The organism is Enterobacter sp. BNK-14 (assembly GCF_047456095.1).
Taxonomy (GTDB): Bacteria; Pseudomonadota; Gammaproteobacteria; order Enterobacterales; family Enterobacteriaceae; genus Enterobacter; species Enterobacter kobei.
This window is the reverse complement of record NZ_CP179897.1, coordinates 2,727,512-2,751,490: the sequence shown is the minus strand read 5'-3', so window position 1 is coordinate 2,751,490 and position 23,979 is coordinate 2,727,512. Positions and strand designations below refer to the sequence as shown.

The following is a 23,979-nucleotide window of genomic DNA, read 5'->3' as shown; positions in this document are numbered from 1 at the left end:
AGGACATATTGGCCGGATTTATTGTTATAAAGTGACTGCTGACGCTTTATTGTTGGTGGTTATCTCAGGGGTATTCGCTGATTGTTTTTTCCGTTTTCCAATCTCCTCGATAATAAAGGCGAAGCGCGCTTCGTTGAGTTTATAAAACAGCCCCATGGTCACAGCGGCGACGATTGCCAGACCGCATGGCCAGAGGAAAATAAGCTGACGCAATCCCAGCAGCGTGCCCGCGCTTTGAACGGCATGGGGAACGTAGCCAATCTGGGTCAGCATGATGCCGGGCAGGAAGCCAGCGAGGGCGGCGGATATTTTGCGCGAGAAGGTATAACCGGTGTAAACCGACCCTTCGGCGCGGATGCCGGTTTTCCATTCGCCATAGTCGACGGTATCCGGCACCAGCGCCCAGTTCAGGCTGTTCACAAACGCCGTGCCGAAGAAGGCCATGCAGGAAAACAGCACAAACAGCAGGGAGCTGGTCCCCCAGAAGAAGTTCAGCACGTCACCCACTGCCCACAGTGCCAGCCCACCCAGATACACCTGCTTCTTGCCAAAGCGCTTCACCGCGCCGGGCACCAGAAACACGCCAATCAGAATGCAGCCCATGCTGAAAAAACCCATCCACGACAGCAGATGAAGATCGTTCAGCACGTACTGGGTGTAATAGACCTGAATCGCCAGCTTGATGTTAAACGCGGCGAGGGTACACAGGTTGGCGATGCACAGCACCAGCAGTGGCGGGTTGCGGAAAATCGCGCAGAACGATTTCAGAATGCCGGGCTTATGGTGATCGGGCGTGAGCTCCACGTAGCGCTCTTTCACACCGCTGTAGCACCACCACATGCAGAACAGGCCACCCGTCACAAACACCAGCGCGGCCACCAGATAACCGAGTGAGGGCTGGTGGACGAACAGTGCCTGAATGGGCATAAAGCCTACGGTGCAGAGCAACAGCCCCACCGTCGCGCCGCCCTGACGCCAGGCGGCCAGCTGCGCACGCTCGTTCGGGTTTTTGGTTATGGCCGGAACCATCGCGCCGTAGGAGCAATTCATCAGGCTGTAGCACAGGCCAAACAGCATAAAGAGCACCGTGGCGAGCGCCGTTTTCACCGTCAGGCTAAAGTCGTTGGCCATAAACTGCGCCGTCGCGACCAGCGCCACCGGGACGGAGGCGTAGAGAATGAACGGCCGGAATTTTCCCTTCTTACCGATATTCCGCCGGGAGTCCAGCAGCACGCCGGTCAGCATGTCGGTAAACGCGGTGAAGAATTTCGCCACCAGGAAAATAATGCCGCCATAGAACGCGGGCATGCCCAGTTCATCGGTGTAAAACTTCAGCAAATACAGCGTGCCAATACACAGCATCAGGTTCGAGCCAAAATCGCCCATCCCGTAGGCGCACTTCTCACGCAGGCTCAATTTCAGGGTTAACGGATCAGTATTATCTCTCATGGTCGATCCTCAGAGCGCCCCGCAGGGCGCTCTATCACGTCATTTATGCCGTACGCTTGCGCAGTTCGATCTCTTCGACGATGCGCACATACATCTTCTCGTTGAGGTTGTAGAAGCAGCCCATCGCCACGATGGTGATGACCGCCAGCAGGCTTGGATAGATAAATATCAGCTGCCGCAGCCCTTCAACCGTACCGGCGGATTGCACTACGTTGGGCACATAGCCGATCTGCGTGAGCATGATCCCCGGGAAGAAGCCCGCCAGCGCCTGAGATACCTTGCGGAAGAAGGTAAAGCCGGTATAGACCGTTCCCTCGGAGCGCACGCCGGTGCGCCACTCGCCGTACTCCACGGTGTCGGAGACCAGCGCCCAGTTCAGGCTGTTCACAAACGCGGAACCGAAGAACGCGAGGCAGGAGAACGCCACAAAGCTCACCGAGCCGCCGCCGAAGAAGTAGTTGAGCAGATCGCCCGCCACCCAAATCATCAGCCCGCTGATGTAGACCTTTTTCTTACCGAAGCGCCGCACTGCGCCGGGCATCATAAAGACGCCGATAAAAATACAACCCATGCTGAAGAAGCCCATATACGACAGCAGAATCGGGTCGTTCAGCACGTACTGCGTGTAGTAGACCTGGATGGCGAGCTTGACGTTAAAGGCACCCAGCGTGCACAGGTTAGCGATGCACAGAATAAACAGCGGTCGGTTCCCGGCGATGGCGCGAAAAGACTGTAACAGCCCCGGCTTTTGCGCCGGATTGGCAGGCTGCATCTCGACGTAACGTTCGGTCACGCCCTTATAGCACCACCACATAAAGAACAGCCCGAACAGTGAGAAGAGGGTGGCGGCAAAGATATAGCCCAGTTGATCGTTGCCCTCAATCAGGTTCATCACCGGGACAAAGCCCACGGTACAGAGCAGCAGGCCGAGCGTGGCACCGCCCTGACGCCATGCGGCCAGCGAGGCGCGCTCGTCCGGGTTTTTGGTAATGGCGGGCACCATCGCGCCGTAAGAACAGTTCATCATGCTGAAGAACAGGCCGTACAGCATAAACAGCACGGTTGCCATCACCGTTTTACCGGTCACCTCAAACGGCGTGCCGACAAAGTTGGCAATCGCCAGCAGCGTCACCGGGAAGGCGGCGTACAGCACGAACGGGCGGAATTTCCCTTTCGGGCCAATCTTGCGCCGGGAGTCGAGCATGATCCCGGTGCCCATATCGGTGAAGGCGGTAAAGAACTTCGCAATCAGGAAGATGATCCCGCCGTAGGTGCCCGGCAGCCCCAGCACGTCGGTGTAAAACTTCAGCAGATACAGCGTGCCGATATCCAGCAGGATGTTAGAGCCGAGATCGCCCATCCCGTAGGCGAGTTTCTCTTTAAACGGCAGGCGCAGGGTTGCCGGATCAGAAGTATGTTGACTCATTATTGTTCTCCGTCTGCCCGCAGGTTTCCCTGCGGGCGAGCCTTATCAGATATGACGTAAGGTGCTAAACAGATCTGCCCATTCACTGTGCTGGCGATAGAAGACCGGTGGCTTGCCGAGTGGGGCATCAACGGTCACGTCACCGCCCTGGCAGCATTCCCCGGTCCACGCATTCACCCAGTTGTCCTGCGGCAGATAGAGCGTCCAGTCCGTGCGCCCCTCTTCGTGAACGGGCGCCACCAGCAGATCGCGGCCAAACAGATACTGGTATTTCAGCGTGTAGGCGCGTGCGTCGTCCTCGTAGTGCAGGAACAGCGGGCGCATCACCGGCAGGCCGCTTTTCGCGTTCTGCGCGACGGCGGCTTTGATATACGGCTTCAGGGTGGTGAAAACGGTGGTCATGCGCGCGAAGTGCGCGATGGTTTCCGCATCGCCGTCGAACTGCCAGTTATCGCCAGGACGGTTACCTTCGTGGGTGCGCATCATCGGCGTGAAGGCGTTAAAATCGCACCAGCGCAGCAGCAACTCTTTACTGCGCTTCATCTCGAACAGGGTGGTATAGCCGCCGATGTCGCTGTGGTGCAGGCCGTGCCCGGTCATCGCCAGAGACAGCGCCGCAGGCACCACGGATGCCAGACCGTCGTCCAGGCTCCAGTCGACGTTCTGATCTCCCGCCCACATCATCACCGAGTGCTTCTGGCTGCCGGTGTAGCCTGCGCGCATAAAGAACAGGATCTCGCCAAGTTTGCCGGTCTCCTCCAGCGCCTCGTAGTTACATTTGGCCCACAGGGCTGGCCACGCGTTGTGCATGATCTCTGCGCTAACGCCGTTGTGCAGGAACGTGTCAGTCGGCAGATACTCTCCGAAATCGGCCATCCAGCCGCCGCAGCCCAGTTCGATCAGGTTCTTTTTGATGACCTCTTTGTACCAGTCGTAGGCTTCAGGATTGGTCAGGTCGATGACGCCCGCATAGAACTCGCCAAACTCGACGTGGTAGTCCTTGCCGTCGGCATTTTTAGTCAGATAGCCGCGTTTCGCTGCTTCTTCGCAGAGATCTTTATCGCTGGCGACGTACGGGTTGATGTAGGAGAGGAACTGCACGCCTTCCTGTTTCCATTGTGGAATACGCTCGTCAAGCTGTGGGTACAGCTCGTTGTTCCACTTCCAGTTCCACATCACGCGTTTGCCGAAGGAGGTCATGCGAATGCCGGACCAGTCCTGCGCCCAGATGCCGTTCACCTTCACGCCCCCTTTGCGCATGACGTCGAGCTTCTGCTGACAGACCTCGGTGCCGCCCTGAATACCCAGCGTCACGCCGTCGTAAACCCAGTCTGGCAGTTCAGGCTGACGCCCCAGCAGTCCGGTGAGTTTTTCCAGCAGACCGACGTAGGTTTCCGCACAGTCGAAGCGCAACGTGGCGGTATCTTCCCAGAACGCCAGTTCGTGGAAGTCCGGCGCGCTGAAGTCAAAATTCATGTAGCAGCTGTTGTCCACGTGGCAGTAGTACTTCTGGGTGCTCACGAAGGTAGGCTGTGGGAAGAAGGTCCAGTAGTAATCGCCGCCTGCGTTCTCTTTGCAGTCGGCCTGCCAGGTCACGTAGGTTTGCTTGTTACGGCCCACGCCTTGTTCGCTGGTCCACAGCGGGAACGGCTTGCCGCGCAGATCGAAATAAGAGAACTGCTCGCCGCAGCCGTAAATGTGATCTTCTGGCTGAGCCGCCAGCCGCAGCCAGATGCGGTTATGGCGGGTGGCATCGTTTTTAAGCTTCATCTCCAGGCGGCCTTCGCCATCCACGCCCACCAGCAGCGTCGCGCTGACCGCATCGCCACGGGTAAAGCGGATCGCCCAGCCCGCGCTTTGCTGCGTGACGGTTGCGTCCGTCAGCGCGATCTTTTCGTTCAGTTTGTCCTTGATGCTGAAATTGCCGCGAAACATCTCAATATCGGCGACGCCTGCACCGATCCACAGGCAGGGCGCATCCGCGGTATGGGACAAAATCAGGCGGTTTTCCCAGTGCAGGGTGAAACCCCTTTCGTTATTTTTCAGGTCAATATTGTGTAGGGTACGCATAAAAACTCCGTCTTTTATTATTTGGCCAGGCAGTCCAGCAAACCGGCGGCCGTTGCCGGGGCTAAGCCCGGTGCCAGCGGCAAACGTGGGATCACCAGGCAGTGCAGCAGATGGTAAATATCCTGCTTGCCGTCCCAGACTTTGGTTGTCACTTCGTTATGGGTATCCAGCTCCTGCCACCAGGAACCGTTCTCGTAATCCATCAGGTACTTAATGCAGTAATCCCACCACTTCTGATACCAGGCTTCGTACTGTGCTTCGCCGGTTACGGTGTAGAGCGCGTAAGCCGTGCCCATCGCCTCGACGATAGGCCAGCGCACGCGTTCACGGACAATAGGCTTGCCATCCCAGCCTACGGAGTAGACGAAACCATCGGCCCCGTCCGGTGCCCAGGCGTCGCGGATGGTGGCATGGAACAGTCCTTTCGCATCTTCCAGCAGCCACTCCGGCGGGGTTTCAAAACGGGCTTCCAGCGCGGCGCGCAGGTGCAACATCAGGCGGCCCCACTCGATCCAGTGGCCCGGCGTGCCGCCGTAGGCGCGGAAACGGTGGGCAGGATTGTCGATGTTGTAATCGCGGATCGGGTTCCAGTCGGTGTCGAAATGCTCGTTAACGCGGTACTCACCCTTGCGCGCCACGTCGTGAATAATCACCGAGGCGATGCGCAGGGCGCGGTCGAGCCACTTGCGGTCGTGCGTGACGTCATAGACGATCAGGAACGCTTCAACGGCATGCATGTTGGCGTTGCCGCCGCGATAATCCTCGGTTTTGCTAAAGGCCTCGTCCCAGGATTCGAGGCACATTTGTTCTTCTTCGCTCCAGAAATAGCGCTCGATCACCTCAATCGCATCGTCCAGCAGTTTGCGCGCCTGCGGATGGCCGGTGGTCACGGCGCTCGCCGCGCCCAGCAGCACGAAGAAATGCTGATAGCCCTGCTTGGAGGCGTCGATCACGCCTTCATCGTTCACACAGGCGTACCAGCCGCCGTGCTGTTTGTCGCGCAGCGGGCCGTTGAGGGCATTAATGCCGTGCTCAACCAGGGCATACGCCCCGGGACGCCCCATATTGGCGGCCACCGCATACACGTGCAGCATGCGGGCGGTGATCCACAGATGCGTGCCCATATCGCTTCGCACCTGGCCGTTATTGCCCAGCCAGCCAAAGCCGGTCGGCACGGCGGCGTTTTTACCGAAATCGAAAATACGGTCGGTCTCTTGTTCGAGCCAGCGGTTATGGCTCAGGGTGTTAAACCATTTCATGTTCGGGTCCTTTCTTAGCGGCGAGCCATCATTTCGTCGACGATCTCACCCAAACGCTGCAGTTTTGGCACAGAGACATCGCGCAGCATCATTTCAGTATCCGGCAGCCCCACCACGGAGGACCACACGGCGCGACCGGCTAAAAAGCCTGAAGCCCCCGCCTGCATGGCAACCTGCACCGCGCGCGGGAAGAGCTTGTCATCCACGCCGGAAGAGAGGATCACCCACGGCATATTGATTTCCGCGTTCAGCTTTTGCGAGGCGGCCAGCAGTTCCTGCTGCGTACCTTTACCGAACAGCGGCATCTCCACTTTGTAGAGGTCGGCACCGCTATCGCCCAGCTCTCTGGCGGCGTCGATAATCGACTGCTCGCGGTTGAACGCGGCACCGCGACGCGGCGGACGCACCACCGGTTCGATAATGCTAAGGAGTCCGTTGCTATGGCACAGCGTATTGAACGCCTTCACCATCTCCAGACGTTGCTGCGGATCTTCATCGCTGCGCCACAGCACCAGCAGCTTCAGCGCCTTGCCGCCATCGCGTTTTACTGCCTGCGCGTCGATGTTCTTGTCGATCACCACGCTATCGACCGGAATACCGTTGCCCGGTATAAACTCGTCCGCTGCCACAATCATCGCGCAGCTTTTGGCGACGGCCTGCTGCTCGACGATCTGGCGATAGCAGAACTGCTGGTCAACCAGAATAGCGGAGGCATACGGCGACAGGATTTTGGCCGCGTTAACCTTAAAATCCGTGAGGTGCTGGTCGGTTACCGGCACCGGCGCGCCTGCCGCAGCAAACATCAGGCGCATCGCTTCGCGCTGGTCCACGGCCAGCATGGCAAAACCGCCGGAAGGTCGGGTGATATCTTTCAGGGTGTACATCGTCATTCCTCAGTCCTTTCGTATCAGTGTGATTTTTTCAGCCCGGCAGATGCGCGAACCTGTTCAAGAATGGCCGTCCAGTCTTCGCGCCCGCGCCCGGCGGCGCGAGCCTGGTTGTAAACTTCACGGGAAGCCGCGCCGAGCGGCATGGGAACGTGGAGCTGGTTGGCCACGTCCAGGGCGATCCCCAGATCTTTATGCGCAAGGTCGATCATGAAGGCGGGTGAAAGATCCCCTTTCAGCACCTTGTTCGGCCATGAGGTCGTGAAGTGGCCTTTGCCTGCCGGCGTGCCGCTCATGACCTTGAGCGCCACGTCGAAGGAGAGGCCGAGCGCTTCGCACAGTACGGCCGCCTCTGCTGAAAGCGCGTTCAGGGCGATGCTCATGTAGTTATTGATAAGCTTCACGCGGATGCCCATGCCCGGCCCGCCAGCGTTGATCAGCTCATTGCCCATCGCCATTAATACCGGCGTGGCGCGCTCAACCTGCTGCGCCGTGCCGCCTGCCAGCAGAAGTAACGTACCGGCGATGGCATGGTCAGACGTCCGTCCGACGGGGACGTCCATCAGGCTGAAGCCGCGCTCCGCCATGTCACGGATCAGCGCGTCAGTTTGCAGTGGATGAATGGTGGACATATCGATCACCAGCGCGTCGCGGGATAACCCTTCGCAAACGCCGTGCTCACCAAACAGTACGCTGCGCACCAGGTCGCCGTTGGGCAGCATGGTAATGACGAATTCGGCATCCGCAGCGGCCTGCGCTGGCGTCGCCACTGCCTGTGCGCCGCTCTCCACCAGCGTCTGAACGGCCTGCGGGTTCACATCAAAGACCTGAAGCCGGTGACCTTGTTTCAGCAGATTCTTCGCCATTGGCGCGCCCATCTGCCCTAAACCGATAAATGCGATTGCTGACATGCGTTTCTCCTGTCACATCGTGTCAATTTTTGCGCGTTTGTGTTGTCTGTTTTTGATCGTATTTGTAATTTATAGTCAAAAAATTGACAGGGGTCACTTTTTAAACATTTGATGAAATTAAAATGGCAGCATCAGAAATCGCACAAGGAATCACCATGACTCGCATCGTTTGTGTCGGCATTACCGTGCTGGATCGCATCTGGTATCTCGATGATTTACCAAGGGAAGGTGGGAAATATGTCGCAAAAGATTATACGGAAGTGGGCGGTGGCCCGGCGGCAACTGCGGCGGTGGCGGCAGCGAAACTGGGGGCTGAGGTGGACTTTATTGGCCGCGTGGGTGACGACGAGACCGGAAGACGCCTGCTCGCGGAGCTGGAATCCCTGGGGGTGAATACCCGCTACACGCGCGTGTTTAAAGGGGCCCGATCGTCACAATCCGCAGTGCTGGTGGACGCCAGCGGGGAGCGCGTGATTGCGAACTACCCCAGCCCCGATCTTCCCGCTGAGGCTGACTGGCTGCAAGACGTCGACTTCTCACAATGGGATATCGTATTAGCAGACGTGCGCTGGCATGACGGGGCAAAACAGGCGTTTATCCGTGCTCGCCAGCAGGGCGTAACCACCTTACTTGATGCGGATGTCACTCCGCAGGACATCGCGGAACTGATCGCCCTAAGCGATCATGCCGCCTTCTCCGCGCCGGGACTGCGGCGTTTAACGCAGCTGGATGAAGCTGAAGACGCGCTGAAAAAAGCACAAACGCTCACAAATGGACATGTGTACGTTACGCAGGGGCGAGACGGTTGCTTCTGGCTGGAAAGCGGCAGGTTATGTCATCAGCCTGGCTTTGAGGTCGAGGTGGTTGATACCACGGGGGCGGGCGACGTTTTCCACGGTGCGCTGGCGGTCAGTCTGGCGCAGCAAGCGTCCGCCGCTGACGCCGTGCGTTTTGCCAGCGCCGTCGCCGCCCTGAAATGCACCAGGCCCGGCGGGCGTGCGGGTATACCCGACTGTGATCAAACCCGCTCTTTTTTGTCACTTTTTGTATAAAATGCGGGGCGTGATGGTTTTCAGAGGACAGCCCATGAGTCTTACCGAACTGACCGGCAACCCGCGTCACGATCAGCTGCTGACGCTGATTGCTGATCGCGGCTATATGAATATTGATGAACTGGCGCAGCTGCTGGATGTGTCCACACAAACGGTACGACGGGATATCCGTAAGCTCAGCGAGCAGGGACTCATAACGCGTCATCATGGCGGTGCGGGCAGGGCGTCCAGCGTGGTGAACACGGCGTTCGAGCAGCGTGAAGTTTCGCTCACCGAAGAGAAGCGGGCGATTGCCGAGGCGATTGCGGACTACATTCCCGATGGCTCGACCATCTTTATCACCATCGGGACGACGGTGGAGCATGTTGCCCGGGCGCTGCTCAATCACAACCATTTGCGTATTATCACCAACAGCCTGCGGGTGGCGCACATTCTCTATAAAAACCCGCGCTTTGAAGTGATGGTCCCCGGCGGCACGCTGCGCCCGCATAACGGCGGCATTATCGGCCCGGCGGCGACGGCGTTTGTATCCGGCTTCCGGGCGGACTATCTCGTGACCAGCGTAGGGGCGATTGAGCACGACGGTGCGATGATGGAGTTTGACGTCAATGAAGCCAGCGTGGTGAAAACCATGATGGCTCACTCGCGCCATATTTTACTGGCAGCCGATCATACGAAATACAGCGCTTCCGCCGCTGTAGAAATTGGCAACGTGGCGCAGGCCACGGCGCTATTCACGGATGAGCTTCCCGGCTCGGCGCTGCAAAATCTCCTCAAATCCAGCAAAGTGGAAGTAGTTGAAGTCAGTTCAGGAGAAGAACAGCAGGCTGGCTGACCTTTTTATGGCCCGATATCTCTCTTCGGGCCATTCCTTTCTTTAAGCTGAATCTCGCACATAGCCAAACCTTCTCTTTCCCGCTACAGTTATTTTTCCACGGCGAGCAGGAGATAAACATGCTTTATATCTTTGATTTAGGAAATGTAATCGTCGATATCGATTTTAATCGCGTGCTGGGCGCATGGAGCGACTTTAGCCGTGTTCCGCTGGCGACGTTAAAGCAGAATTTTGCGATGGGCGAAACTTTCCATCAGCATGAGCGCGGTGAAATAAGTGACGAGGAATTCGCAGAGCATTTCTGCCAGGACATGGGACTGTCGTTAAGCTATGAGCAGTTTTCGCACGGCTGGCAGGCGGTATTTGTCGCGATCCGCCCGGAAGTGATCGACATCATGCACAAACTGCGCGAGCAGGGGCACCGTGTGGTTGTCCTGTCGAATACTAACCGCCTGCACACCACGTTCTGGCCTGAAGAATACCCTGAAGTTAAGGCAGCGGCAGATAAAATCTATCTCTCGCAGGAGATGGGTATGCGCAAGCCCGAAGCGCGGATATATCAGGCCGTTTTGCAGGCAGAAGGTTTCACTGCCGCCGATGCCGTCTTTTTCGACGACAATGCCGATAATATAGAGGGAGCTAACCAGTTAGGTATCACGTCAATTCTGGTGACCGGAAAAGAGACGATACCCAACTACTTTGCGAAGCAGTTATGTTAAAAACCGTTCATCAAAAAGCCACGCATCATACGCGCCCGCTGAGAGCCTGGCTAAAACTGCTCTGGCACCGCATTGATGAGGACAACATGACCACGCTGGCGGGAAACCTCGCGTACGTGTCGTTGCTCTCATTAGTGCCGCTGGTGGCGGTGATCTTTGCGCTATTTTCCGCCTTTCCGATGTTTGCGGACGTCAGCCTGCAGCTTCGCCATTTCGTGTTTGCGAATTTCATTCCTGCCACCGGGGATGTTATCCAGAACTACATCGAGCAGTTCGTTGCCAACTCCAACAAGATGACGGCGGTGGGGGCGTGCGGGCTGATTGTCACTGCGCTGCTGCTGATGTATGCCATTGATAGCGCACTGAACACAATCTGGCGGAGTAAAAAAGCGCGGCCAAAAGTCTACTCTTTTGCCGTGTACTGGATGATCCTCACGCTCGGCCCGCTGCTGGCCGGGGCGAGCCTTGCCATCAGCTCTTACCTTCTGTCATTGCGCTGGGCGAGTGATTTAAACGGCGTTATTGATAATGTGCTTCGCATCTTTCCGCTGATCCTGTCATGGCTTTCGTTCTGGCTGCTCTATAGCGTCGTACCGACCACGCGCGTACCAAACCGCGATGCGGTAGTGGGGGCGCTGGTGGCGGCCGTGCTTTTTGAGCTGGGTAAAAAAGGGTTTGCCCTTTACATCACCATGTTTCCGTCCTATCAGCTGATTTACGGCGTGCTGGCGGTGATCCCCATTTTGTTTGTCTGGGTCTACTGGACCTGGTGTATCGTCTTGCTTGGTGCCGAAATAACTGTCACTCTCGGCGTATACCGCGAACTTAAAAAAGCAGCAGCAGCTGAAAAACAACAAGAAGCAGACCAACCATGATTGCATTGATACAGCGCGTAACCCGTGCCAGCGTCACCGTGGAGGGAGAGGTGACGGGTGAAATTGGCCCAGGACTTTTGGTGTTGTTAGGTGTCGAAAAGGATGATGACGAACAAAAAGCTAACCGCTTATGCGAGCGGGTGCTGGGTTACCGCATTTTCAGCGATGCGGAAGGCAAGATGAACCTGAACGTCCAGCAGGCGGGCGGCAGCGTGCTGGTGGTGTCCCAGTTTACGCTGGCAGCGGATACCGAGCGCGGCATGCGCCCGAGTTTCTCGAAAGGCGCCGCGCCGGATCGTGCAGAAGCACTTTACGAATACTTTGTTGAGCGTTGTCGCCAGCAGGAAATGCATACGCAAACCGGACGATTCGCTGCAGATATGCAGGTATCGCTGGTGAACGATGGCCCCGTCACATTCTGGCTCCAGGTATGAGCCAACTGGCGGCGTGGCCGCGGGTAACAAGAGAGAGTACAGCTATGTATCACCTTCGAGTACCGCAAACGGAAGAAGAGTTAGAAGCCTATTACCAGTTCCGCTGGGAAATGCTGCGCAAGCCATTACATCAACCGAAAGGCTCTGAGCGCGACGCCTGGGACGCAATGGCCCATCACCAGATGGTGATGGACGAGGAGGGCAATCTCGTCGCCGTCGGGCGTCTGTATATCAATGCCGATAACGAAGCATCTATTCGCTTTATGGCGGTTCACCCTTCCGTACAGGACAAAGGGCTGGGGACGCTAATGGCAATGACCCTGGAGTCCGTCGCCCGCCAGGAGGGCGTTAAGCGCGTCACCTGTAGCGCCCGCGAAGATGCCGTGGAGTTTTTTGCCAAACTCGGTTTTGTGAATCAGGGGGAAATCACCGCCCCGCAAACCACGCCGATTCGTCATTTTTTGATGATCAAACCCATTGCCACTCTGGACGACATTCTGCATCGCGCAGACTGGTGCGGTCAGTTACAGCAAGCCTGGTATGAACATATCCCTCTGAGTGAAAAGATGGGCGTGCGCATCCAGCAGTACACCGGGCAAAAATTCATTACCACCATGCCGGAAATCGGCAACCAGAACCCTCACCACACCCTGTTTGCTGGCAGCCTGTTTTCTCTGGCAACGCTCACCGGCTGGGGGCTGATCTGGCTGATGCTGCGCGAGCGCCATCTTGGCGGCACCATCATTCTGGCCGATGCCCATATTCGTTACAGCGCGCCAATCAGCGGCAAACCGAGCGCGGTGGCTGACCTTGGCGCACTGGGCGGCGACCTTGATCGTCTGGCGCGTGGCCGCAAAGCGCGTGTACAGATGCAGGTTGAGCTGTTTGGCGATGAAACCCCGGGCGCGGTTTTTGAAGGAACTTACATCGTTCTCCCTGCGAAGCCGTATGGCGCGTATGAAGAGGGGGGAAATGAAGAGGAGTAGCGCAGTTAAAAGAGAGTTATCTTTTTAGAAGATAACTCTCATGTTGTATTAAAAATAAATCTATTGATGGCGTAATTGCCATCCAGATCGGCGTTCGAACCTTCATAGACGAGCGTATAGTTAATCCTTGTTGTCGTAATAAAAGATGTGTTGTCAATTGCATTTTTAATTCTCTACTTTTCAAATAAAACCCAAATTGTAATTAAGGAAAGCTAAATGGTGTTTAGCTATTGCATCAATTATTATTGCAACATTTATGTACTAATGACTCGTTATGAATTTGTAATAAAATGAATAAATACTACAGCTTTGAACGAAACAAATCCGGGCTCGTAATTATATTATTATTGAGTTTTTTGCTTTTGGGTTGTTTTCTTGCCTATATCATTTGGGTGAGCATGATTTCAATGAGAACTGTTCTAATGAACTCTGTTCCAGAATGGTTAACGTATATAACGATAGGCTCTATTTTTGGTCTCATATTCTCCGGGAGAGCTACCTATTATAGACCTATTGGTAAAACATCAAATTATGTCATTGAACGTTTTTGGGTGGGGTTTAGTTGTGGCTTTATTCTTTCATTAGGGATTTATGATGTTTTCGTGTTTATGTCGAAGGGAAACGTTATTACATACGAAGCGGCTTATGAAATAACATATCCTGGCCCAAGAAAGGGGCGGTTTGGTCATTGTGAAGCAGGGTTGTGGTTTAAGGACTATAACACAAAGCGTTGGATTCAATTGTGTACAAATAAAAAAGCACTTCAAGCAGCGGGTGAACCAGGAGCAGATGCTGTAAGGGTTAGTGCTCATTCAAATGAAATAGGGTCTTATATAATTGATTACAACTTCATAAAATCCAAGAGTTAATTAAGAAACCACAACTCCATATATTCACTCTGAAATAATAAATCCACGTTAAATTAAAGGAGAGAAAAACATCTCTCAACGGGAAATGGTTGTCGAATGCAGTTTTATTGATTGTATGCTGGTTAAAATCCGCGTGATGAAGGATTGTATCATGATCACGCCACAGCATACACGCGAACTATGGGGTTGCCTGGATGGTATGAGCGTAGTGAATATAAATAAACAAAAAGTGACTAACTGGCTGAAGACGTTTCCCGGAGTGCTGAATGATTTGGGGGATGTGCCGGTGATCAGACGGGATAAGTGACAGTTAAAAGAGAGAGCCCGGCGCGGTGGCCGTGATTTTTTATTACTTTTTTTCTTGGCGGTAATAAATCCACCAACAACCACATCCAAAAATGAATCCACCAAAGGATGTACCTTTAATTAGTTTCATAAAACCAGGTAGATAAACATCAATAGGAATGTCTTGAGTAATTAAAAGGTAAATTCTTGCAGAAAAATAGGTTAGTAAAGCAACAATATTAGCTGTCACAACAAATGCGAACGTGAGGAAAAACCATAGTAAAAACCACTTCTTCGATGTCATTTTATTCTTTCCTTAATCCTTATTATAATGAGGTATTACAGCCTGTTGTATTATTTTCTCGAGTCGCTTCGCATTTATTAAACGTTTCCCATAATGCAGTGCTGTATCTTTATCCATAGCGGTATAATGGCCGCAGGAAAAGTCAGTGATACAGGCTGTGAATAATATGTAATGAACGTGAAACGGTAAGAGCGCGGTATAAAGGTGCGCCAACACCTTTATACCGCTGACCACAAACAACTAAGCAGGAGTTGATTATGGCTGCGAAGAATTCTATGCCAGAGCGGGCTGTTGCCCAAACAGAAGTTGCAGTATCTGAGAATAATGTAGAAATTCGCGAGCAGGTGCACAAAAAGAACCCGCGTGCGCTTCACGGGGAACGCACCGGGTCTGAACGTGTTTACGCCAGAGGGGGATCAGGCTCTGCCTGCTGCGAACTTTATACCCGAATGGATCGCAATTATTTGCCGCTGGCGGGCGAGCGGCTGTCCCGCGTCGGATTTCGTAGCGGGATGGCGGTAAAGATCCGTGTTATGCCGGACTGTATTGTGATTGCGCCGCAAAATACCCGCGAGTTATGGGGGTGCCTGAAAGGGTTAAGTATCACGCATATCAATAAATTGAAGGTGAAAAAGTGGCTGAGAGAATTTCCGGGGACGCTGAACGACACTGGCGATCTGCCGGTGATTAAACGCGATCGTTATGATTGTCTGATCCGCAGCGAGTGATTGTTAAAAGATCCCGGCTCAGTGGCCGGGATCGTGGTTCAGGATTTTGGATCGGAAGGGGGGGATTTTCGGGCTTTGCGCTCGTCCAGTTTGGCGAAGAGCCATGACCTGAAAGCTGCTGCCGTTCCAGCAATAACGCTTGCAACCAAAACATGCTTGATATCTGATTGTTCAATATCTACTTCATGACTAATGATTAGTTTTACAATTATCAAAGCCAGAGAGAAAAAAATTAAACAACAAAAAACCATGTATGCAATGCTTAAGAACAGTAAAGCTACGGTAGTGTTATTTTTTCTTTTCATTAATTTCATCCTTAACTACATTACTAATAAATTCACCTCCCACGGTACCGATAATATCACCTACAGGGGCTGCGCTCGGACCTAATACAGGGGAAAATACTGGTGGTGCAATAATATTAACTGCCGTACCAAACGCCCAACCTGCGCCCGTGCCAGTTAATGCACCTTTATCCAGCCCATCAGTGAATAGTGAACCACCCAGTGCGATCCCGGCATTAGCCCAAATCCCACGACCCGGAGCTAGTGCACCAGTTGCTCCCGCTGAAATACTTCCCTTATAATCCCAGTTCTTGTTCTCGTTACCTGGACGGCTCAGGTCAAACCACTGGTAGCTTCCATTAGCAATTTCTCCTATTATTGCGCCACTAACAACGTTACCTACTGACGCCGCTGGTCCCAGATACCAGGCTCCCGCAATCATCACACCATCCTGATATCCTTCCACAATTGCTTTAGCGATATTCGCGCCTTCCGGTAAATCACCGTTTGCCAGTTTTTCCAGTCCGGCCTGCTTCTCCTTCGGAGACAGACCATTCTCTTCTGCATACTGGTTCCACGACTGTGCTGCCAGGCCGTAATCCATCATACCCTGTCCGAAACTGCTCGGATTAAGCGCATTATTCTCAACCACCGTCTTCCCGGACTGCGCCCCGGCGATGGCGCTTGCCGTACCGTCTCCCGCAACGCCGCCTGCTATCCCTGCGGCAAGAGTCGCCAGCGCGCTGATGGTCTGCTTTTCACTTTCACTCAGCGCAGCAACATCCTTCCCGTACATCTCCAGCGCAATACCACCCGCCAGCTCCCCGACCGCTGCTCCAGCCGCACCCGCCAGCGCGTCTTTCCCCTGCATCGCGGCCAGCACCGCATTCGCCACCGCGTGGGCGGCGGCTTTTTCCATCGTATCGTCCAGCCCGGAACGGTGGCCGATAATCTCCGCCACGTACGGTGCCGCCGCTCCGGCCAGCGCGGCGGTCATGTCGCCGCCCGCCAGACCCTGAGCGGCAGCGGTAGCCGCCTGGATGGCGCGCTGCATGTCGCTGCCCGTGCCGTACTGTTCAATTGCCGTGCGTCCGGCCTGGTCGGCTATCTCCTGAGGGGTAGGGTTGCTCTTGCCCTCAGCCCTCAGCTTCTCCTCTGCGGCGCGGAGCGCTGCCGGGTCGTTCATGGCCTCCTGTTTCGCGATTTCACCCTGCGTGCGGGCGATATCCGCCACCTGGCTGCCGATTTCCCCGATAAGCTGCGCCTCCTCCATCCTGCGCTGCTCTTTCTCCTTATCGAAAATGGTGTCGATGCTGCCGTTGGCATTCGCCGTGTCGCGGCTCAGGTCCGCCACGTCCTGCGTCTGATGCTCCTTATCGCGAACCACCACCGTGCCGTTTTCAATGGCCGCACGCGTGGTGCCCTCCGCGCTGCCGCTGCTGTCCGCCCCGACCAGCAGGTTGCTCGCCATATTCCCGGTGAACTGCCCCGCGATGCTGCCGCCGGTGCTGATGCCCGCGCTCTGGTGCTCCACGTCGTATTCAGTGGTATTGTGGATATCCCGCCAGCCGAGCGTCCCGGTGTCGAGGCGGTTGTTATCCGCCGTGGCGGTGGAGGCGATAACCGCGCCGTCGAGCTGCGTGTGGCCGCCGACGTTGATGTCGAACCCGCCGGAGCCTGCGAAGATACCGCTCTGCTCCTTCACGGAGACGTAGTCGCTGTTCATGCTGTCGCGGCTGTAGTTAACGCTGGCCGAGCCGCTCATGGTGCCGAAGGTAAAGCTGCCGCCCGCGCTGGCGTTTTGCTGTTTGCTGTCGTAACGGTCGGTGTCCTGTTCACTGGTAATGGTCAGGTTACGCCCGATATCGGCCAGGACGCTCTCCCCGCTGACCTGTGCCCCGGTGAGATTCGTATCGCGCCCGCTGACGATTGTGAGCGTATCCCCTGCGTTAACCGTGGTTTCGGTGCGGGTGGTGCCGTTGCCGCGCTCGGTTCCTTTGCCGCTGTTCACGCTGGCGGAGACGGAGATGCCCGCGCCACCGGAGCCGTAGCCGATACCGACGCCCGCGCTGCCGCCGTGGCTCTCGTTTTGGCCGTCGAGCGTGGAGGTGTTCAGTGCGGAAATCAGGTTCACGTCCCGGCTGGCCTGTAGCCACAGGTCGTTCTGCGCATCAAGCTGGCTGCCGTGAACCAGCAGGTCGCCGTCGGTTGCCACCACGGTGAGGTTATTCCCGGCGGTGAGGCTGCTGCCTTTTGCGGTGGCCTGCGTGCTGGTCCGGGTGGATTTTGACGACTGGCTGCCGTAAGAGAGGCTGATGCCGACGGTGTTGTCGTTGCCCTTCTGGTTGCCGGTGGCCTGGTCGAGCATGACGGACTGCGCGCCCTGTCCGAGGGTCAGGGCGCCTTTCACCGCCTGCAGGGCGGCGAGGCGGTCGTTATCGGTCTCCCTGGCCTGCTTCAGGGTGCTCACGCTGCTGTCGAGAGCACCACCCGCCGCGCCGGAGAGCGCAAGGGTCAGACCGGAAGATTTTTGCTCCACGGTGTGGGTCTGCGTGCCGCTCTCCGTGGCGGCGGTGATGCTGACGTTTTTCCCGGCGAGCGTCATATCCTGCGCGGCAATCAGGTCCGAGCCGTGGACGCTCAGGTCATTGCCCGCGCTCAGCGTGACGCTGCCGTTCACGGAGCCAATGGTGCTGCCGCGATGGGTGGTGTCCTGTGCGGTGTCGGTGACCTTCAGGCTCTGGCTGCCGTAGCTGACACCGATGCCGCCCGTGCCGGAGAAGCCGGATTTTTTCTCCTGCCGCTGATGACTCTCCTGGCTGTGCTCCTCCGCCGTGGTCACGGTCAGGCTGTTGCCTGCCGCCAGCCGGACATCGTTATCGCCCACGATATCGCTGCCCTGCACCCGCAGGTTATTGCCCGCCTGCAGGGTGACGCTGTCGCCGCTGAACAGGGCTCCCTGTGCGGTCTCACTGTTCACCACATCGTGCGTGGTCACGGTTTTTTTCGACAGCGCGCCGCTGCTGCCGGTGGACTGATGGTGCGACTCAAACATGCTGCTGTCAGTGGCGGCGGTGACGGCGATGTCGCGCCCCGCGCTGACGGCGAGGCTGCTGCCCGCCTCCACGGTTGCGGCCTGCGCACTCACGTCGCGGCCGGCCATCATCAGGATATCGCCTCCGCCGGCCACCTCGCTGCCAACCTGTTGAGTGGTGGACTGCTTCAGCCAGTTATTTTTATCCCACGTCAGGTTATCGCTGGCGGAGGTAGTGACGGTGGTGAGGTTCAGATCCCGCCCGGCACTGAGCACCGTCTGGCTTCCACTGCCGCTGTTAACGACCTGCGCGCCGGTCAGGGTGAGATCGCGCCCGGCGTTCAGCACCAGCTTACCGTCATCGCCCTGGACGTAGATCCCCGCCACGCGCTCCACGGTGGTGCGCTCAAAGCTGTTTTTCCCGCTGCTGCTCTGTGCGCCGCGGGTGGTGGTGGTGAGGCTGATGTCGCGCCCGGCGGTGGCCAGTACGGAATGGTTACCTGAAATCGTGCCGCCGATGTTGCTGATGTCCGTGCGGGCGAACAGGCTGACGTCAGCCCCCTGTATCGTTCCTGCTTTGTTGGTGATGTTGTCGGCGCTGAGCTGCACCGCGTCACGCCCGTGCAGGGTGCCGCTGTTGACCAGGTCGCGGTTCAGGTTCATCACCAGATTCTGGCCCCCCATCAGCGCGCCGGAGCCGTCGATGTCGCCAGGCTGTACGCGCACATACACCTGCGGCACCATCACCGTCTGCCAGCTGCCGTCGGCAAGCTGAACGCGGGTGTTGACCAGCCAGACCATGTCCTCCGTCAGCAGGCTCATCTGTTCGGCGGTGAGCGCCACGCCAGGGACAAGCTGATGCGTCTGCCCGAAAGCAATGCCCGCATCCATCAATGCCCTGAACTGGGTCTCATCGTCGCGGTAGTCGCCCAGGTAGCGGCCGCCGGTGAGCGCGATGATCTGCTCGCGTACCAGGCGCTGCTCGTAATAGCCGTCGCCAAGGCGCTTGTGCACGTTATCCGGATCCGTCATGAACGCATTCTGCATATAATCACTGCCGAGCCACGTCTTGTTGTTGGTGAAGCGTGGATCGGTTTCGATCAGGTAGTGCGCATTCGGATCGGGCAGGGTGTTAAACAGGCTGCTGTCCGGCAGACGGATGTCCGGCCCTGCGGCACGTACCACCACGCCCTGCGCATCGCTGGCGGGCGTTTCAATCCATTTGCCAGGCGCATTGCCGGAGGGCAGGGCAGGGGAACCCGGGGAGGTGGTGTCCACACCCACCGCCAGGCTCCCCGTCCCGCTAAGCGTGGTATCTGTTTTGTGGGCGCTGGCGGGGGAAAGGGTCATGCCGCTGCCATCGGCCTGGCTGTTGCCTTCCATTTTGCCCGGCGACAGGGTGATCGACTGGATAACCACAGGCGGGGCGTAGTCCGAGGTGCTTTTTCCCTGCGAGTCGCCACCCTTTCTGGATTTACGGCTGTAGTGTGTGACCGAGCCTGCATCGGTGATCCATCGGCTGCCTTCCGGCATCACGTTATCCACCGAATCGGCGAAGATCCCGAGCGTTCCCCCCGCCACAATCTGGCTTTTATCGTTCAGAACCTGATTTGCCGTAATCAGCATATTGCCGCCGGCGAGGATTTTGCCCGGGTCACTTTCGGCAATCACCTCTTCTTCAATGGTGCGGGTGTAGGTGTACTCGTAAAAGTTGTCGTTGTTGGCCCCGGTATCGTCCGGGGTGTTGAGGTTAAGCAGGTGGTCGGCCGAGTTGTGGTCGACGAACACGCCGTCAGCATCCGCATCCCAGCGGGTGGGCGATCCCTTTTGCTGATACTCGTGGATCTGCTCCGTGGAGATGAGCGCCACTTCGGTGCTGAAATGGTCGTTGATGTTGTTGAGCTGGCCGACGGAGAGCGCCATGTCGCCCGCGGATTCAATGGTCGCGCTGTGGTTGTTGAGGGTTTGCGCCTGCCCGATGGCAAAGCCGTTGTCGTCCACGCGCCCGCCGATGGCCATCGCCCCGTCGCTGTAGATCAGCGCGTGGTCGCGGTTGTTGATTGTCTGTGCCCCGATGTCCACGCGCTGGCGTCCGGCGAGGGTCGCTGCCGTTTCGTCCTGGGCGAGGTTATTCAGCGTTGTCGCCTGAATCGACAGATGATCGCCGTAGATGCGGCCGGTACCCGCGTTCGTTAAGGTTTCGGTACGCAGCCACGTCTGGCTGCCGTCGATAAGACCGTAATTACTCAGGCTTGAGGAGAGGGTCAGCCAGGTCGCGCCGGCGGCAATCTCGCCGGAAGCGGCATTGAACAGGCTGGCGGCGCTGAGATCCAGTTTTGCGCCCGCCAGCAGGTTGCCGCTGTTGGTCACGCTGCCCGGCGTGGTGAAGGTCATGCTGCCGTTGGCAATCACATCACCCGCGTTGTTAAAACTCTGCTGCGTGTGAATTGTCATATCGCCGAGCGACAGAAGCTGACCGTCTCCGGTTAGCGCGTCGGCTGCAAGCGTGACGTTCTCCCCGCCAATAACGACCCCGTCAGCGTTGAGAAGCCGCAAAGCCGCGCCGCTCAGCGACAGCGCCCCCGCGGCGGACAGCTCACCCTGCGTGTTATCCAGGGTTCCGGCATTGGCGATCGATAACGTATTGCCTGCCCGCGTTGTTCCCAGAGCATTATCGAACTGCTGGCTGTTGATTTTCACATCCAGCCCTTCAATACCCTTATCTTCAGCCTGCGTATTGCGATTGATCAGCGAGGCTGCGTTGAGCGTCACCGTTGCGCCACTGCGTATCAGGCCCAGTGTGTTGTCGATCGCACCCGACACGGCATTCACCGCCAGTTCACCGAGAGACTGGATCTGCCCGTCCTGGTTATCAAGACGCTCGAGGTTGAGGGTCATCTCCTGCTCACCCACCAGACGCCCGCCGGAACGGTTATCCAGCGAGGTTGCCCGCAGCGTGAACTCCCCTTTTGCGCCCAGCGTGCCGTTCTGGTTGTTCAGCGCGGCGGTGGCGAGCTGCATTTCCGCCAGGCTGTAAATCGTCCCCTCGCGGTTATCCAGCTGCCAGCCGTGCGTATCAAGAACGAGCCCGCTTCCCTGAATGACCCCCTGACGGTTGTCGGTATCGCTGCGCGTGGCAAGCGTCAGCGTATCCAGTGCATACAGCGTCCCGGCGATGTTGCTAAAGCGCGCGGCGTCCAGCGTGGCCCGTTTTTCGGCGAGCAGTACGCCCGCATCATTTTGCAGATCGGTCGTGGTTATGCTCAGGTTTCCCTGGCTAACGATGCCGCCCGTGTCCCCGCTGTAGCGGTTGCTGATACCGTCAACGGCCAGCGTGAGATCCCCTCCGCTCTGGACCAGCCCGCTGCTGTCGTTATCCAGACGCTGTGCCGTGACGGCAAGATCGCCCTGGGCGACAATCATCCCTTTCTGGTTGTCTATCCGGGAGGCGTCTATCCGCGCATCGCCACCGGATACCAGCGTGCCTTGCGTATTCTCCAGCGACCCCACATGTAGATTCAGCGAACCTGTGGCGCTCAGGGTACCGTTGCGGTTGTCCACGTCCGCGGCCGTTACGACGGTTTCTTTCGCGCTGGCCAGCATGCCGTGCTGATTGCTGATGCTGCCGGCGTTGACGTTCAGGGTGCCAAAGCTGACGATGCCGCCGGTCGTCAGGGTCGTGTTGTTTGACAGGCGGTTCCCGTGAGTGTCGACGATCATGTCCGCCCCGGACTGAATTAACCCTTCGTCGTTGTTCAACCCGGCGCTGTCGAGCGTCAGGTTATCGTGGGCGGCAATTGTCCCGCCGACGTTAGCCAGCGCGTTGCGGCTGGTTAGCGCGACGCGGCCGTGTTCCGCGCTGATAAAGCCGCTGCTGTTGTTGAGAGTGTCGGCGCTCATGCTGATGCTGCCTGCTGCTGCCAGTTCACCCTCGCGGTTGTCCGTCAGGCCAGCCGTTTTTATCGTCAGGGCGCTGTCGGTATCGGCGGCAACGATCTGGCCTTTACGGTTATCCAGCGACGCGGCGTTGACGTTTACCGTGGCGTTGGCGGCAATCACGCCTTCGCGGTTATCGATGCCGTCCTGATGGTTCAGCGTCAGACCCCGCGTGCCGCTCTGGCTTATCTGGCCTTTATGATTTTGCAGGCGTTTTGCCGTGAGCGTGAGCTGGTCGGCGGCGAGCAGGCCGCTGCTGTTATCCAGCGTGCCGGTTGCCGTGACGCTGAGGGCGTCATTCGCGATGACTTCCGCACCGGCGGTGCTGAGGTCGCCTTGTCCGGCGTTAAGGGTAATGGCGTTGGCCTGCGTCACGCTGCCTGATGCATCCACCCCCTGTCCCGTGGACCTGATGTTGCCACCCGCCACATTCAGTCCATGCATCTCAAGTTTGCCGCTGGCGTTGAGCGTCAGATCGCCGTCGCGGCCCGTGGTGCCATCGGGCTGCACGCCTGCCGCCAGCGTGCCGGTGCTGGCAATCGTTTTGCCCGTCAGGCTGACGTTGCGCTGTGCAGCGAGGGAGCCGCTGTTTTGTATGGCGTCGGTGCCAGAAAGGGCGACGTCAGCGGAAGACCAGACCGTGCCGCTATTCTCAATACGCCCGTCGGCGGAGAGGGTGACCGTCCCTGCTTCCGCGCCGATATTGCCCGCGTTGCGCACGCCGACGCCTTTTTCCGTCCCGATCAGACGAATTTTCCCGGCGTACATGCCGCCGACCTGGGAGACATCCAGCGCCATGACGGGTTTTGCCGCACCGTTATCCGCAAGGGCGGTCACCTTTTCATGCGCCGCATCCACCGTGTTGCGCCCGGTAGTGACGCGTAAATCCTGCGCGTGAATCGCCGCATTCACCTGAACCGCCCGGGCGATGATATCGGTGTGCGCCTGCCCGGAGGTATCCAGCCCGTTGCCGTTCACGGTAATCTCACCGCGCTCCACCTGATACCCGGTTATCCGGCCATCCTGCATCTGCGCGGTACCGGTCGTCAGCGTGGCGCGCCCGGCGTTGATAAAGCCGCAGCCGTCACAGGTAATGCCCGACGGGCTGGCAATGATCACGTCGGCCTTTTGTCCAGCCACCTCAATGTAGCCGTTGAGCTGGCTCGGGTTGCGTGCGTTCACCTCGTTGAGGATGACTTTAGCCTCGCCTTTCGCCAGCCACGGGTTGGCGGTCACCATTCCGCCGAGTTCGGTTGAGGTATTTTTATGGGCGTTATTGAGGATGGCCCCGTCCCGGCCAACGTCGAACTGACTGTAGGTGTTGCGGGACACGCCGCCTGCAGACGGGGTCTGGATATTCACCTGCGTCGTGCCGTTAGCGGTGCTGATCACGGTGGGCTGCTGTTTACCGGGCGCGGAGGCGTCCGCCACAATCCCGGCGGCCTGCACCGTGACGGCACCAGAGGCCAGCCACAGCGCAAGGCTGAGTGCGCCGACGCGACAGACAAGACGCTGAAGCGCGTGCCCGATCCCGGAGGAAGACGATCCGCCCGAACAGCCGCGCGCCAGCTCGGAAACGACCATCAGCATGCCGCGGGCTTTATTAAAGACGATACGGTACAGACGTTTATTCATG

The 23,979-nt window shown here is 57.4% G+C and carries 17 protein-coding genes and 1 pseudogene; 9 read left to right on the top strand and 9 right to left on the bottom strand.

Annotation, left to right across the window (positions count from 1 at the left end; all coding sequences use genetic code 11):
• Window positions 1-24: 24 nt before the first annotated feature.
• From ACMGGM_RS13125 to yihU, 6 genes are read right to left on the bottom strand one after another with little or no spacing between them, the layout of a single operon-like run.
• Complete coding sequence (locus ACMGGM_RS13125; protein ID WP_047343718.1) at window positions 25-1,449, bottom strand: MFS transporter; 1,425 nt, start codon at window positions 1,447-1,449, stop codon at window positions 25-27.
• A gap of 43 nt (window positions 1,450-1,492) precedes the next feature.
• Complete coding sequence (locus ACMGGM_RS13120) at window positions 1,493-2,875, bottom strand: MFS transporter (RefSeq protein WP_014885756.1); 1,383 nt, start codon at window positions 2,873-2,875, stop codon at window positions 1,493-1,495.
• Window positions 2,876-2,920: 45 nt separating this feature from the next.
• The gene (locus ACMGGM_RS13115; protein WP_063944125.1) at window positions 2,921-4,945 is read right to left on the bottom strand and encodes an alpha-glucosidase; all 2,025 of its coding nucleotides are present in this window, start codon (window positions 4,943-4,945) and stop codon (window positions 2,921-2,923) included.
• A gap of 17 nt (window positions 4,946-4,962) precedes the next feature.
• Complete coding sequence (gene yihS, locus ACMGGM_RS13110; protein WP_014885754.1) at window positions 4,963-6,204, bottom strand: sulfoquinovose isomerase; 1,242 nt, start codon at window positions 6,202-6,204, stop codon at window positions 4,963-4,965.
• Window positions 6,205-6,218: 14 nt separating this feature from the next.
• Entirely contained in the window at window positions 6,219-7,094 is an 876-nt protein-coding gene (gene yihT / locus ACMGGM_RS13105) for a sulfofructosephosphate aldolase (RefSeq protein WP_047343717.1), read from the bottom strand.
• Between the two features lie 17 nt (window positions 7,095-7,111).
• Entirely contained in the window at window positions 7,112-8,002 is an 891-nt protein-coding gene (yihU, locus tag ACMGGM_RS13100; RefSeq protein ID WP_023331632.1) for a sulfolactaldehyde 3-reductase, read from the bottom strand.
• 155 nt (window positions 8,003-8,157) lie between these two features.
• On the opposite strand from yihU, the gene ACMGGM_RS13095 reads away from it, so the two are divergent.
• From ACMGGM_RS13095 to ACMGGM_RS13060, 8 genes and pseudogenes are all read left to right on the top strand, one after another.
• Window positions 8,158-9,054 (top strand): sugar kinase, encoded by an 897-nt coding sequence (locus tag ACMGGM_RS13095; RefSeq protein ID WP_023331631.1) that lies wholly within the window; start codon window positions 8,158-8,160, stop codon window positions 9,052-9,054.
• Between the two features lie 34 nt (window positions 9,055-9,088).
• The gene (locus ACMGGM_RS13090) at window positions 9,089-9,889 is read left to right on the top strand and encodes a DeoR/GlpR family DNA-binding transcription regulator (protein WP_014885750.1); all 801 of its coding nucleotides are present in this window, start codon (window positions 9,089-9,091) and stop codon (window positions 9,887-9,889) included.
• A 119-nt stretch (window positions 9,890-10,008) separates the two neighbouring features.
• Window positions 10,009-10,608: a glucose-1-phosphatase gene (yihX, locus tag ACMGGM_RS13085; protein ID WP_023336484.1), complete on the top strand. Its 600-nt coding sequence runs from the start codon at window positions 10,009-10,011 to the stop codon at window positions 10,606-10,608.
• A complete protein-coding gene (locus ACMGGM_RS13080; protein ID WP_014885748.1) occupies window positions 10,602-11,483 on the top strand; it encodes a virulence factor BrkB family protein in 882 nt (293 codons plus the stop codon). Before yihX ends, ACMGGM_RS13080 begins: the two co-directional genes overlap by 7 nt.
• Window positions 11,480-11,917, top strand: coding sequence for a D-aminoacyl-tRNA deacylase (gene dtd / locus ACMGGM_RS13075; RefSeq protein ID WP_014885747.1), 438 nt, complete (start codon window positions 11,480-11,482; stop codon window positions 11,915-11,917). Before ACMGGM_RS13080 ends, dtd begins: the two co-directional genes overlap by 4 nt.
• Window positions 11,918-11,961: 44 nt before the next feature.
• Entirely contained in the window at window positions 11,962-12,903 is a 942-nt protein-coding gene (gene fabY, locus ACMGGM_RS13070; RefSeq protein ID WP_023331628.1) for a fatty acid biosynthesis protein FabY, read from the top strand.
• 422 nt (window positions 12,904-13,325) lie between these two features.
• On the top strand, window positions 13,326-13,772 hold the full coding sequence (locus ACMGGM_RS13065) for a hypothetical protein (RefSeq protein WP_196480535.1): 447 nt from the start codon (window positions 13,326-13,328) through the stop codon (window positions 13,770-13,772).
• 74 nt (window positions 13,773-13,846) lie between these two features.
• Window positions 13,847-14,079: pseudogene (locus ACMGGM_RS13060) on the top strand (hypothetical protein); the annotation flags it as partial.
• A gap of 42 nt (window positions 14,080-14,121) precedes the next feature.
• Here ACMGGM_RS13060 and ACMGGM_RS13055 read toward each other — a convergent pair.
• The gene (locus ACMGGM_RS13055; RefSeq protein ID WP_023331625.1) at window positions 14,122-14,361 is read right to left on the bottom strand and encodes a hypothetical protein; all 240 of its coding nucleotides are present in this window, start codon (window positions 14,359-14,361) and stop codon (window positions 14,122-14,124) included.
• Between the two features lie 257 nt (window positions 14,362-14,618).
• Between ACMGGM_RS13055 and ACMGGM_RS13050 the strand changes: the two genes are divergently transcribed.
• A complete protein-coding gene (locus ACMGGM_RS13050; protein WP_023331624.1) occupies window positions 14,619-15,089 on the top strand; it encodes a hypothetical protein in 471 nt (156 codons plus the stop codon).
• A 38-nt stretch (window positions 15,090-15,127) separates the two neighbouring features.
• On the opposite strand, the gene ACMGGM_RS13045 is transcribed toward ACMGGM_RS13050, so the two are convergent.
• Together ACMGGM_RS13045 and ACMGGM_RS13040 are read right to left on the bottom strand one after the other, a co-directional pair.
• The gene (locus ACMGGM_RS13045) at window positions 15,128-15,394 is read right to left on the bottom strand and encodes a hypothetical protein (RefSeq protein WP_023331623.1); all 267 of its coding nucleotides are present in this window, start codon (window positions 15,392-15,394) and stop codon (window positions 15,128-15,130) included.
• Window positions 15,378-23,978, bottom strand: coding sequence for a hemagglutinin repeat-containing protein (locus ACMGGM_RS13040; RefSeq protein ID WP_063944123.1), 8,601 nt, complete (start codon window positions 23,976-23,978; stop codon window positions 15,378-15,380). The genes ACMGGM_RS13045 and ACMGGM_RS13040 overlap by 17 nt, the downstream gene beginning before the upstream one ends.
• Window position 23,979: the final 1 nt, after the last annotated feature.